This is a genomic window from Nocardiopsis sp. CNS-639 (assembly GCF_000381685.1).
Lineage (GTDB): Bacteria > Actinomycetota > Actinomycetes > Streptosporangiales > Streptosporangiaceae > Nocardiopsis > Nocardiopsis dassonvillei.
Map to the genome: position 1 here is coordinate 39,473 of NZ_KB906874.1, position 12,991 is coordinate 52,463.

General features: G+C 72.7%; 8 protein-coding genes. 1 reads left to right on the forward strand and 7 read right to left on the reverse strand.

What is annotated here, in order from left to right; genetic code table 11:
- Positions 1-534: 534 nt before the first annotated feature.
- The 4 genes from alaS to G011_RS0124400 all read right to left on the reverse strand — a co-directional run bounded on the left by alaS (position 535) and on the right by G011_RS0124400 (position 4,996).
- On the reverse strand, positions 535-3,201 hold the full coding sequence (alaS, locus tag G011_RS0124385; RefSeq protein WP_019610757.1) for an alanine--tRNA ligase: 2,667 nt from the start codon (positions 3,199-3,201) through the stop codon (positions 535-537).
- Between the two features lie 472 nt (positions 3,202-3,673).
- Positions 3,674-4,273, reverse strand: coding sequence for a proline-rich domain-containing protein (locus G011_RS0124390; RefSeq protein ID WP_019610758.1), 600 nt, complete (start codon positions 4,271-4,273; stop codon positions 3,674-3,676).
- Positions 4,274-4,328: 55 nt separating this feature from the next.
- Positions 4,329-4,607, reverse strand: a complete 279-nt coding sequence (locus tag G011_RS0124395) for a hypothetical protein (RefSeq protein ID WP_019610759.1) — start codon at positions 4,605-4,607, stop codon at positions 4,329-4,331.
- The gene (locus G011_RS0124400) at positions 4,604-4,996 is read right to left on the reverse strand and encodes a DUF948 domain-containing protein (RefSeq protein WP_013154102.1); all 393 of its coding nucleotides are present in this window, start codon (positions 4,994-4,996) and stop codon (positions 4,604-4,606) included. Before G011_RS0124400 ends, G011_RS0124395 begins: the two co-directional genes overlap by 4 nt.
- Before the next feature lie 383 nt (positions 4,997-5,379).
- Here G011_RS0124400 and G011_RS0124405 point away from each other — a divergent pair, with 383 nt between their 5' ends.
- Positions 5,380-6,972, forward strand: a complete 1,593-nt coding sequence (locus tag G011_RS0124405; RefSeq protein ID WP_019610760.1) for a serine/threonine-protein kinase — start codon at positions 5,380-5,382, stop codon at positions 6,970-6,972.
- A gap of 102 nt (positions 6,973-7,074) precedes the next feature.
- On the opposite strand, the gene G011_RS0124410 is transcribed toward G011_RS0124405, so the two are convergent.
- The 3 genes from G011_RS0124410 to aspS all read right to left on the reverse strand — a co-directional run bounded on the left by G011_RS0124410 (position 7,075) and on the right by aspS (position 12,912).
- A complete protein-coding gene (locus G011_RS0124410) occupies positions 7,075-8,418 on the reverse strand; it encodes a replication-associated recombination protein A (protein WP_019610761.1) in 1,344 nt (447 codons plus the stop codon).
- Between the two features lie 30 nt (positions 8,419-8,448).
- Positions 8,449-10,479, reverse strand: a complete 2,031-nt coding sequence (locus tag G011_RS0124415; protein ID WP_026338621.1) for a SpoIIE family protein phosphatase — start codon at positions 10,477-10,479, stop codon at positions 8,449-8,451.
- 678 nt (positions 10,480-11,157) lie between these two features.
- On the reverse strand, positions 11,158-12,912 hold the full coding sequence (gene aspS / locus G011_RS0124420; RefSeq protein WP_026338622.1) for an aspartate--tRNA ligase: 1,755 nt from the start codon (positions 12,910-12,912) through the stop codon (positions 11,158-11,160).
- Between the last annotated feature and the right edge of the window lie 79 nt (positions 12,913-12,991).

Sequence of the window (12,991 nt, forward strand, 5' to 3'; positions counted from 1 at the left end):
CTGGGAAATCCTCAACACGGTGGTCCTGTTCGTCAGCTGGATCGCGGGAAAGTCCGCACAGACAGCCGTGTGATCGGCTGTGACGCGCCACAGTATGCCCGATTCGATGACAGCACGCAGCCTCAACGGTGTTGGGCGCCGTGCGGGGCCGCGGGCCGCGTCGGCCGCCTCGTACGGGGCGGTTCCGGCGGGGTCCGGGTCGGACGCGCTCCGTCAGAGTGTAAAACACCCCGGAGCCGGTGCTGCGCGGGCGAACGCCGCCGCGACACCCGGCCGCTGGGCCCGGGGCGGTTTCCCCGCAGGTGGCGGCGGGTCCGGACCCCGTGGGCGCAAGCGTGCCCGAGCACCGTGGAATCCTCCACATAGTCACGCTTGGTTATGTTACATATTCATTTCGTGTCCATGCGGGGTTCGGTCGGCGCGCCCGGGGAAACGGCCGGGCCGGGTGGTCCTCGTCACGCCGGACACACGCCCGCGCACACGCGTCGGGCGTGCGCGGCACCGGTGCCGCGCACGCCCGTCGAAGCCGTCGGTCTAACCCCTGGCCACGCGCTCCTCGACGGCGCGCAGGGCCTCGTCCACCTTGGTGGCGTCGCTTCCGCCGCCCTGGGCGATGTCGGGCTTGCCGCCGCCACCGCCGCCGAGCGCGCGGGCCGCGATGCCCACCAGCTCGCCCGCCTTGATCCCGGCCTTCTGCGCGGCCTTGTTGGTCGCGATCACCACGACCGGGCGGTCCTTGGGCACGGCGGTCATCGCCACGACCGCGGGCTCGTCCTCGCCGAGGCGGCCGCGCACGTCCAGCACCAGCTTGCGCAGGTCGTCGCCGCTGGCTCCCTCCGGCGCGGGAGCGGCCACCACCAGCGCGGCGCCGTGACGGCGGGCGCCCTCCGCGATCGAACCGGCCGCCTGGAGCACCTGGGCCGCGCGCAGCTTCTCGATCTCCCGCTCGGCGGCGCGCAGCCGGGAGACCATGGAGTCGATGCGCTCGGGCAGTTCCTCGCGCGGGGTCTTGAGCTGCTCGGACAGCTGCCCGACCAGTGTCGACTCCTTGGACAGGCGCCGGAAGGCGTCCACGCCCACCGCGGCCTCCACACGGCGCACGCCCGAGCCGATGGAGGACTCGCCGAGCAGCTTGACGATGCCCAGCCTCGCGGTGGAGGGCACGTGGGTTCCGCCGCACAGCTCGACGGAGTAGTCGCTCATCTCCACAACGCGTACGCGGTCGCCGTACTTCTCGCCGAACATGGCCATGGCGCCCATCTTCAGCGCCTCGTCCAGGTTCTTCTCCTCGGTCTGGACCGGGATGTCGCCCGCCAGGACGGTGTTGACCTCCTCCTCGACCTCGGCCAGGCGCTCGCCGCCCAGCGCGCTGTCGGCGGTGAAGTCGAAGCGCAGCTGTCCGGGGCGGTTCTCCGAACCGGCCTGGCCAGCGGACGGGCCCAGCGCGTTGCGCAGCGCCGAGTGGATGAGGTGGGTCGCCGAGTGCGAGCGCTCGATGGCGTGGCGGCGGCCGGTGTCGATGCCCGCGTGCACGGTGTCGTCCAGGACCACCTCCCCGGAGCGGACGGTGCCGCGGTGCACGAACAGGCCGGGCAGCGGCTTCTGCACGTCCTCCACGTCCACCACGCCGCGGCCGTCCACGGTCAGCGTGCCGGTGTCGGCGAGCTGGCCGCCGCTCTCGGCGTAGAACGGGGTGCTGTCCAGGACGATCTCGACCTTGTCCCCCGCGCGGGCCGCGGGCGCCGAGACGCCGTCCACGACGATGCCCTTGACGCGCGACTCGCTCTCGGACTCGGTGTAGCCGAGGAAGTCGGTCTCCCCCGCGCCCTCCAGCATCTGCGCGTACAGGGAGATGTCGGCGTTGCCGAGCTTCTTGGACCTGGCGTCGGCCTTGGCGGTGTCCTTCTGGCGCTGCATGAGCTCGCGGAAGGAGGACTCGTCCACGGACAGGCCCTGCTCTGCCGCCATCTCCAGGGTGAGGTCGATGGGGAAGCCGTAGGTGTCGTGGAGTTGGAAGGCGTCCGTCCCGGAGAAGACGGTGCCGCCCCCGGCGCGCGTGCGCTCGGCGGCGCGGCCGAACAGCGCGGTGCCCGCCCGCAGGGTCTCGGCGAAGTTGCGCTCCTCGGTGTCGATCACACCGTGGATGACGTCGGCCCGGTCCAGCAGGTCGGGGTAGATGTCCTTCATCGCGTCGATGCTGACCTCGGTCAGCTCGTGCAGGAAGGCGGTCTCGGTTCCCGAGAGCAGGCGCAGGTTGCGGATGGAGCGGCGCAGGATGCGGCGCAGGACGTACCCGGCCTTCTCGTTGCCGGGCCGCACGCCGTCGCCGACGAGCATGACGGCGCTGCGCACGTGGTCGGCGACCACGCGGAGCATGACGTCCTGCTCCTGGTTGTCGCCGTAGCGGGTGCCGGTGAGCTCGGCGGCGCGGTGCAGGACGCGGCCGATGATGTCGGTCTCGTAGATGTTGTCGACGCCCTGCAGGACCGCGGCGAGGCGCTCCAGGCCCAGGCCGGTGTCGATGTTCTTCTTGGGCAGCTCCCCGAGGATGGGGTACTCCTTGCCGCTGCCCTCGCCCCGCTCGTACTGCATGAAGACGAGGTTCCAGATCTCGATGTAGCGGTCCTCGTCGGCCTCGGGGCCGCCGTCGACGCCGTACTCGGGACCGCGGTCGTAGAAGATCTCGGAGCAGGGGCCGCAGGGACCGGGCACGCCCATGTCCCAGTAGTTCTCCTCCTTGCCCATGCGCTGGATGCGCTCGGGCCGCACGCCCACCTTGTCGCGCCAGATCGCCTCGGCCTCGTCGTCGTCGAGGTAGACGGTGACCCACAGCCTCTCGGGGTCGATGCCGAAGCCGCCCTCCTCCACGGGCGTGGTGACCAGTTCCCAGGCCAGCGGGATCGCCCGCTCCTTGAAGTAGTCGCCGAAGGAGAAGTTGCCCAGCATCTGGAAGAACGTGGCGTGCCGGGAGGTCTTGCCGACCTCCTCGATGTCCTTGGTGCGGATGCACTTCTGCACGCTGGTGGCGGTGTCGTGGGGGGGCGTGCGCTGACCCAGGAAGTAGGGCTTGAACGGAACCATGCCTGCGGGCACCAGCAGCAGCGTGGGGTCCTCGGCGATGAGGCTTGCCGAGGGCACGACGGTGTGTCCGTTCTTCTCGAAGAAACTGAGGAAGCGGCGCGCGATCTCTGCCGTCTCCATTGATGCCCTCCTGCTGCTCGGCTCCGCCGCCCTGGGCGACGTGGCTGTCCCTGCCGGGACCGTGGTCACGCGTGGTCGGTAGGCGCCCATCGTAGAGGGAACCGTGATGCCGGCGCGCGTGGTTTGCGGGTGGCCGCCGGGGCCGTCCTGGTCAGGACAACGGCGGCGGCCTGGTTGTTCCCAGGCTATCGCCGCCGACCACCGCCGGGCCCCGTCGTCCACAGGCCCTCGGGAACGCGGCGGCGTCCTCACGGGGGCGGGTCGCGGCGGACCCGCCGCCGGGGCTGGCCGGAGCCGCCGCGGGAGGCGGCGGGAGGAGGGGTTCGCGTTTCGGCTTTTCCGTAACCCGGGACCGTCCGGAGGCCGGACTCCGCGAAGAGCCCCCGGCAGGGCGCGTGAACCGGTGCCGCGCACGGCGAGGGGGACCGCGATCCCTCGCGGTCCCCCTGTGACTCGGACGGGTCGGCCCGCCTCAGTAGGCGGCGGAGGCGGGCCGGGTGTAGTAGGCGCGCGTGGCCTCCAGCAGCATGAGCACGATCATGAGGACGGCGAAGGCCAGCGGGACGACCGATCCCACGGCGCCGGTGACCGCGTTGAACACCAGGAAGAGCGCCGCCAGCCCCTGGAAGACCACGACCGACCACAGGACGCCCGCGCTGCGGCGGCCCATCAGCACGGCGAGGAGGGTGGACAGGGCCCCGTAGACGAACGGGACGGCGCCGACGAGCGCGAAGAGCAGCCCCGCCTCGGTGGAGGAGACGGGAAAGCCCGCTCCCTCCCGCACACCCTGCATGAATTCCTCGCTGAACCGGCCGTCACCGGAGGCCATCGCGGCGGCCAGCCACAGCAGTCCGCCGAGCAGCAGGCCGCAGGCGCCGCCGATGAACATCAGCACCCGCACGGCGACGGCCGCGCCGGGCATCCTGACCGGGCCCGGGGGAAACGGGCCCGGCGGGAGGTGGCCGCCGTAGGGCGCGGGCTGCTGCGGGTAACCGCCCTGGTAGGGGTGGTTCGGGGGCTGTTGCGGGTAACCGCCCTGGTAGGGACCGTTCGGAGGCTGCTGCGGGTGCACGGGCGGCTCCAAGGCGAGGGGGATCGCGTGTCTCGTGGACCACTGTAGGGGACGGCTAACCGGACCCGGGCAGCCCGCGGTCGTCGGCCTCCGACAGGGACCGGTGCCCCTTCCGGGGGGCGTACCGGCGCAGGAGTTCCTCCTCCTGCTCGCGCACGGCGTCGGCGAGGTCCTCGTTGAGTTCGCGCAGGGCGCCGCGGTACTCGCTGACCTGGCCCTCCACGCGCTCGGCGATACCGCCCGGGGTGAGGGCCCGCCGGGCGCGGTGGACGCGGTGGACCGCGTAGCCGCCGATGGCGGCCCCCGCGGCGAGGTAGAACAGTCTGCCGATCACCGGTTCGCCTTCCTCCTGCGGGTGCGCACGACCGCCAGGGCCCTGCGCTGGCCGAGGACGCGGCGTACGCCGTAGGACAGCGAGGCCGCCTTCACCAGCGGTCCGGTGAGCACCGAGCGGGTCAGAGCGGTCATCGTGGAGACGTCCTCGGAACTGGCCTGCACGTTGGCGGTGATCTCCTCGACCCGTTCCAGCGAGGTGTTGGTGCGCTCCACCGTGGACGCGACGTCGTCCAGCAGGGGCGGGGTGCGGTCCCCCAGTTCCGACACGACCTTGGTCGCCTCGTTGATGAGCTTGATGAGCTTGACGAGCGCCACGCACATGAACGTGGCCAGCACCGCCCAGACCACCGCGGCGACGAGCGCGGCGACCTCTCCTCCGGTAAGCATGCGGGCTCCGTGGACAGATAGAGGGTGACTTCGAGGGTGTGCGGCGGCCCCTCGCGCACGCGCCGGGACCGGGGGCCGGGGGCGCCGGCGACCGCGCCGGACCGGGCGCCGCGAACGGGCGTTCCCCGGCTCGGCGGATCCTCCCCTGTGGTCCGCGCGGGACGGGCCGGTTTCGGCCGACCCTATCGCGTCCCGCCTACGGGTGGGCGAGGACGCCACGGCGCGTCCGCGCCCCCTTCCGGACGGCCGCTCCGGGCCACGGGGATCGACGCTCCGCCCGCCCTGGGGGACAATCGACCGCAAGCCCGGTCCTTCCGAAAAGCTGACTACGATGTGCGGACACTCAGCCGCCCCTCGGCCCCAGAAGCATCGACAGGACGCTCATGAGCCCTCGTTCTCCCCGAGAGATCTCCGTACTGGTACCGCCGGACCTGGCACCCCTCTATCCGGACGACCCCTCACGGATCGGCCCCTACCTCGTCCTCGGACGGCTGGGGCAGGGGGGCAGCGGCACGGTCTACGCGGCCGTGGACACCGCCTCCGCGAGCGCGGACGACCGTCTGGTGGCAGTGAAGGTCCTCACATCCGCCGAACTGGAGTCCGCTGACGCCTACCCCGCACTGGAGCGGAGGCTGCGGGCCCTGTCCAACGTCGACTCCGCGCGCGTGGTCGTCCCCCTGGCCTTCGACAGCGGCGCCAACCCCCCGTGGCTGTCCATGCCCTACATGGCGGGCGAGCGGCTGTCCCACTTCGTCACCAAGCGCGGCGGGCTGGGCACCGGAAAGCTGATCGCGCTGGCCACCGGCCTGGCCGAGGGGCTGTCCGCGCTGCACGCGCGCGGCGTGGCGCACGGGTCGCTGCGCCCCGGCGAGATCCTGCTGGAGTCGCGCGGCCCGCACATCATGGAGTGCGCGGTCGTGGCCTCCCCCGAGCGCATGCGCGGGGCGGGGGCGACCTGGCTGAGTCCCGAGCGCTTCCGCGGCGGGGCGGCCACGCCCGCCGCCGACGTGTTCGCCTGGGGCGCCGTGGTCGCCTTCGCCGGGACCGGGCGCCTGCCCTTCGGCCCCGGGGAGCCCGAGGAGATCGCCGAGCGCGCCGCGCAGGGCTCCTTCGACCTGACCGGTCTGGCCAAGGGGCTGCAACCGGTGGTCGGGCGCTCGCTGGACCCCGACCCGGACGGCCGCCCCAGCCTGCGCGAGGTGATCGGCGCGGTCATCGCGGTGTGGCAGGCGCAGAACGCCGCGGAGGGCGGCGGGGGCGCTGCGGGCTCCCCGGCCGGGGGCGCGGCCGCCGCACCGGACCGCGACGAGCTGGCGCGCATCCTGGAGCGCGAGTGGCACGCCGTGGAGCCGCCCGCGCGGGTGCCCGAGGTCATCCGGCTGGAGGGGCGCATGTCCAACCGGCGCCCCACACGGGCCGTGTTCCTGGCCGCGGGCGCGGTGCTCGCGCTGGCGCTGGTCGGCGGCGGCGTGTGGGGCGTCTCGCGGCTGCTCGCCCCCGAGCAGGGGGACGCCCTGGTCGCGGGCGCCGCCGGGGAGGGGTCCGCGTCGCCGAGCCCCGTCGCCGAGGAGGACCCGCTGACCCTGGTGGTGCGATTCGACCCCGCCGAGCAGGAGTCCCCCGAGACGGGGCCGTGGGTGTACACCCCCGTCGAGCGCGAGGACGATCCGGTCCGGGGCCAGGGCATCCCCAGCCATGCGGCCTGGGCCGAGCAGTGGGACGTGGCCGGGGAGCCCGGCGAGGCCGTCATCGCCCCCGACGCCGAGGTGCTCTGCGCCAAGTTCTGCGCCGCGCCCGAGCACCTGTTCATCGACGAGGAGGGCCGCGGCACCTGGGAGCTGACCGGGAGCGACTTCGTCGACTACCTGTCGTGGGGCCCGGTGGTCATCGTGGAGGTGACCTTCGCCGAACCCGCCGGTGAGGGGGACGAGGGGCCCCGCGAGATCGTGCGGGTCACGGAGCTGTTCACCGACTGACCGTCGCGGCGGGGGCTCCCGTGCCCGGATCTCCTCACCCTCGGGGCGGACGGCGTCGGGCCGCCGCACGCGCGCCGGTACCGCGGGCCGCTGCCCCGGCGCTCAGCCGCGCTGGCCGCCGCCCCGCAGGACCTCCTTGATGCGCTGGAGGACCTCGCCGAAGCGCCGTTCGGCGCCGTGCTGGGTGGGCCGGTAGTACTCGCGGTCGGCGAGGCCGTCGGGGGCGTGCCTCTGGGGGGCGACGCCGCCGGGGAAGTCGTGGGCGTAGCGGTAGCCCTTGCCGTGGCCGAGTTCGGCGGCGCCCCGGTAGTGGCCGTCGCGCAGGTGGGCGGGGACGGGCCCGGCCAGGCCCGCGCGCACGTCGGCCGCGGCGGCGTCGATGGCGGAGACGACCGCGTTGGACTTGGGGGCCAGGCTGATGTGGATGACGGCCTGGGCGAGGTTGATGCGGGCCTCGGGCATGCCGATGAGCTCCACGGCCTGGGCGGCGGCCACGGCGGTCTGCAGGGCGGTGGGATCGGCCATGCCGACGTCCTCGCTGGCGTGCACGACCACGCGGCGGGCGATGAAGCGGGGGTCCTCCCCCGCCTCGATCATGCGGGCGAGGTAGTGCAGGGCGGCGTCGGGGTCCGAGCCGCGCATGCTCTTGATGAAGGCGCTGACGACGTCGTAGTGCTGGTCGCCGGAGCGGTCGTAGCGCACGGCGTGCCGGTCCACGGCGCGTTCGACGTGTTCGGCCGTGATGGTGACCGGCTCCGCGCCGGGGGCGCCGGCGACGAGAGCGGCGGCCTCCAGATAGGTCAGGGAACGGCGACCGTCGCCGCCCGCGAGGCGTACGAGGTGGTCAGCGCCCTCGTCGGAGAGCGTGTAGCGCCCGTCCAGCCCGCGCTCGTCGGCCAGCGCCCGGTCCACCAGGGCACGGACGTCGGCGTCCTCCAGCGACTCCAGGGACAGCAGCAGCGAACGCGACAGCAGGGGGCTGACCACGGAGAAGAAGGGGTTCTCGGTGGTGGCGCCGATGAAGCTGACCCAGCGGTTCTCCACGGCGGGCAGCAGCGCGTCCTGCTGGGTCTTGTTGAAGCGGTGGACCTCGTCCACGAAGAGCAGGGTGCGGGTGCCGTGCATGCCCATGCGGCGCCGGGCGTCGTCGATGACGGCGCGCACGTCCTTGACCCCGGCGTTGACGGCGGACAGCTCCACGAAGCGGCGCTTGGTGACGCGGCTGACCACGGTGGCCAGGGTGGTCTTGCCGGTGCCGGGCGGGCCCCACAGGAACACGGACATGGGCGCGTCGTCCTCGACCAGGCGGCGCAGCGGGCTGCCCTCGCCGAGCAGGTGGCGCTGGCCCACGACCTCGTCGAGGGTGCGGGGGCGCATGCGCACGGCGAGCGGTTCCTGGCCCCTGGCGGCCTCCGCGCCGGCGTCGTCGAAGAGCGTGTCGGACACCTGTCCAGGGTAGGCGGCCGGGGGCACCGGTCAGGTCGTGGTCGCCACGGCGGCGCGGTCCCGCGCCGGCTCGGTGGAGGGGATCATGCGGGTGATGAGCAGGGCGATGTCGTCGCCGCGCCCGGCCGGGGCCATCTCGGCGATGACGTGCGCGGCGGCCCCGGGGTCCTCGTGGTGCTCGGAGAGCGCCGCGCCGACCCGGGCCAGCCCCTCGCCCATGGGCACCTCGGAGCTCTCCACGAGTCCGTCGGAGCACAGCAGCAGGGCGGTGCCGGGCGGGAGCATGCGGGTGGTGACGGCGTACTCGGGGTCGGAGAGCACGCCCAGCGGCGGGCCGGTCTCGGGCTCCCAGAGCTCGTAGCCGCTCCGGGTGGCCAGGACGACCGGCGGCTGTCCGGCCCAGGCCGCCTGCATGACGCCGCTCTCGCGGTCCACGACGAGGTAGCCGCAGGTGGCGAAGACGATCTCGCCGGTCTCGGTGAGCAGGCGGTTGGTCTCGCCCAGGACGACGCCGGGGTCGGACTGGTTGGTGGCGTAGGCGCGGAAGGCCACGCGGATCTGGCCCATGGCGGCCGCCGCCTCGACGCCGTGCCCCTGGACGTCGCCGACCAGGAGGCCGACCTTGTTCTCGGGGAGTTCGATGACGTCGTAGAAGTCGCCGCAGATGCGCCAGTCGGCGCGGGAGGGCAGGTACTTGGTGGCGATGTCCATGTCCGGGAAGCTGGCCACCTGGCGGGGCAGCATGCGGCGCTGGAGCGCGTCGGCCAGTTCCAGCTCGGCCTGCTGCGCCTTGATGCGCTGGAGGGCCTGCCCGGCGAGTCCGGCGAAGGTGAGCATGAGGGCCCGCTCGTCGCGACTGGCGTGGTGGGGGCGGTCCCAGACCATCTGCCACACGCCCAGGGCGACCTTGCCGTCGCCGAAGATGGGCACGGTGGCCCAGGCCTGGCCGCGCACCTGGCGCATGAGTTCGACGGCGGCGGGGAAGCGGCTGATGATCTCGGCGCGGCTCTCGAAGAAGCGGGGCTGGCGGTCCTGGATGACCGCGCCCATGGGGAAGTCGGTGTCGTCGGCGCGGCGGCCGTCTATGCGCTCGATGTTGCTGGTGGCGCTCTTGGCGTGGGCGCTGGGCGAGCTGCGCAGCAGTCCGTTCTCGACGTAGAGGGCGACGGCCTGGACTCCGCCGAAGATGGGCAGGAACTCCTCGCTGAGCAGGTCCATGACCTTGTCGACGGTGGTGGCCGAGACGAGTTTGGAGGACAGTTCGGTGACCAGGCGGCCGTGCTCGGCCTCGGTGCGGCGGCGGTCGGCGAGGCGGCGTACGAGCTGGACGTGCTCGGTGACGTCGTCGACGATGCCCACGAGGCGGTCGGGGTCGCCGGGCACGTAGCGGGCGCGCACGTGCAGGGAGCGCTCGTCGCCGAGGCGGTCGAAGACGCGGAAGCGCTGTTCGTAGTCGCGCCCGGCGAAGGAGGCGGAGATGGCGTCGCGCACGCGGGCGATGTCGTCGGGGTGGACGCGCTCCAGGATGCGTTCGAGCTCGCGGTCGTTCCCGGCCAGCAGCGCGCCGAGCGGGGTGGGGCCGAACATCTCGCGCAGGCGTCCGCTGACCGGGTCCAGGCTCCACAGCACGGAGTCGGAGTTGTCGGTGCGCAGCTCGCCGATCACGCGCAGGTCGGCCTCCTCGGTGGAGAGAGGGTGCAGCAGGACGACCGCGCGGGCGTCCTCCGGGCCGTCCCCGGGCAGGGGGCGCGGCTCGGCCTCCACCAGGTGGGCGACCTTGTCGGCGATCTTCAGGCGCAGACGGGACCGGCGGCCCCGGTTCCCCGCGAGGGCCTCGTGGTGGGCGCGGGCGCCGCGCTGGGCGTCGTCACCGTCGAGGAGGTCGAACCAGGCCCCTCCGGCGAGGTCGGAGGCGTCGCGGCCGAAGAGTTCGGTGAAGGCCAGGTTGGCGTGCACGATCGCGCCGTCGGCCAGGGTGAGCACCATGGGCTCGGGGGCGTGGGAGAACGCCTCCGCGAGAGCGCTCTCGGAACCATCGCCTGAAGCGCGTTTTCCGTTCACGTATGACTCATCCTCATGTCGTCTCGGACGTCACACCCGCGCGCAGGCGCGGTCACCCTTGAAACGTTCCGACCGGCTCATTCTAGTGTCCGGGGCTGGGCCGGATCTGGTGCCGGAACAGGGGCGGGGCCGATGCACGCGTCGTCCGGCGTCCGTGTGACCTGGCTGGACGCGGACCCGCGTACTCCATCGGCGCGACGGGAGGGCGGTCGATTCCGCACCCGGGGTCGCACTCGCGCGACCACAGGATGGAAATCGTTACGCCCGTGTGACTCAACAGCGCAGAATGCACTCCGCCACCACTTCCGCCCGTGACCGGGGGTGTCCCCGTGAGATACGTGTCCACTCCACAACACGTTCTCATCGCGGCTCGGAAGGGGTGATTCGCCCTCAACGGTAGGGGATGACGGCTGTCCGCGCATCCGTACCGGGGCACCGAGGCCGTGTCCGGCCACGCACGCACCCCTCCATGACGCCCGATAACGGCCCGTTTTCGCCGAGTGACCGAATGAGACAGGTTCAAAATGTGATGAATTCGGGCACCTCACGGGAACCGCGAAATTCTTCGGTCCCGGAGCGTCCGGAGGTGCGGGCCCGGGGGGTCGGCGGTCCCTCCCCGGTACACGCGTCGGGGGCGGGCGCCGTGCGCGCACCGCCCCCGACAGGGCCGACGGCCCCCTACTTGCGCTTCTCGCGCTCCTCGGCCTCGGGGTCGGCGTCCACCCCGGCCTCGGCCCGCTGCTCAGCGGTGATCGGCGTGGGCGCGCCCGTCAGCGGGTCGCCGCCCGAGGCGGTCTTGGGGAAGGCGATGACCTCGCGGATGGTCGGCTGACCGGCCAGCAGCATGACGATGCGGTCCCAGCCCACGGCCAGGCCGCCGTGCGGCGGCGGGCCGAACTTGAACGCCTCCAGCAGGAACCCGAACTTCGACTCGGCCTCGGCCTTGCTCAGGCCGATGACGTCGAAGATCCGCTGCTGCATCTCGGCCCGGTGGATACGGATGGAGCCCGAGACCAGCTCGTAGCCGTTGAGCACCAGGTCGAAGGCCCGGGAGTCGGTGGTGCCCGGGTGGTCCTGGAAGTCGGCCTCGTCCTGCACCGCCGGGGCGGTGAAGGGGTGGTGCACCGGCTTCCAGGAGCCCTCCTCGTCGGCCTCCTCGAACAGGGGCATGTCGGTGATCCACAGGATCTCCCACCGGGAGGTGTCGATCAGGCCGCAGCGCCTGCCGATCTCCAGACGGGCCGCGCCCAGCAGCTCCTGGCTCGCGGTCCGGGCGCCCGCGGCGAAGAACACCGCGTCGCCCGGCGCGGCGCCGACCTGGGCGGCCAGGCCCTCGCGCTCGGCCTCGGAGAGGTTCTTGGCCACCGGGCCACCCAGGGAGCCGTCCTCCTGGACGAGCACGTAGGCCAGGCCCTTCGCGCCGCGCGAGCGCGCCCACTCCTGCCAGGCGTCCAGCTCCTTGCGGGTCTGGGAGGCGCCGCCCGGCATGACCACGGCACCCACGTAGGGGGCCTTGAAGACCCGGAAGGGGGTGTCGGCGAAGTAGGCGGTGACCTCGACCAGCTCCTGGCCGAAGCGCAGGTCGGGCTTGTCGGAACCGAAGCGGTCCATGGCCTCGGCGTAGCGCATCCGCGGGAAGCGCTCGGGCAGCTCGACGCCGCGCACCTCGCGCAGCAGGCGGGTGAACAGCTTCTCGCCGACGGCGAAGAGGTCCTCCTCGTCGACGAAGCTCATCTCCAGGTCGATCTGGGTGAACTCCGGCTGGCGGTCCGCGCGCAGGTCCTCGTCGCGGAAGCAGCGGGTGAGCTGGTAGTAGCGCTCCATGCCGCCGACCATGAGCAGCTGCTTGAACAGCTGCGGGGACTGCGGCAGCGCGTACCAGTGGCCCGGCTGGAGGCGGACCGGGACGAGGAAGTCGCGGGCGCCCTCGGGCGTGGAGCGGGTCATGTAGGGGGTCTCCACGTAGGTGAACCCCAGGTCGCGCATGACCTCGTGGGCGACGTAGGTCGCCTTGGAGCGCAGGCGCAGGTTGTCGGCCATCTCCTGGCGGCGGATGTCCAGGTAGCGGTAGCGCAGCCGGGTCTCCTCGGCCACGTCGGCGGCGCTGTCGAGCTGGAAGGGCAGCGGCGCGGCCTCGCTGAGCACCTCGATCTCGTCGGCGACGACCTCGACCGCGCCGGTGGGGATCTCGGGGTTCTCGTTGCCCTCGGGGCGGACCCGGACCGAGCCGGTGACCTTGATGCAGTACTCGGCGCGCAGGTCGTGGGCGAGGTCGTCCTCGCGGACGACGACCTGGACCACCCCGGAGGCCTCGCGCAGGTCGAGGAAGACCACCCCGCCGTGGTCGCGGCGGCGTGCCACCCACCCGGCGAGGACGACGGTCGCGCCTGCGTGCTCGGCGCGCAACGCACCTGCCTCATGCGTGCGTATCAACGGACTACTCCTTCAGCGTCTTTGTTCGTGTCAAGTGTGCCCGACCTGCGCTCGGGTGCGGGCCAGATCCTGCGCACAC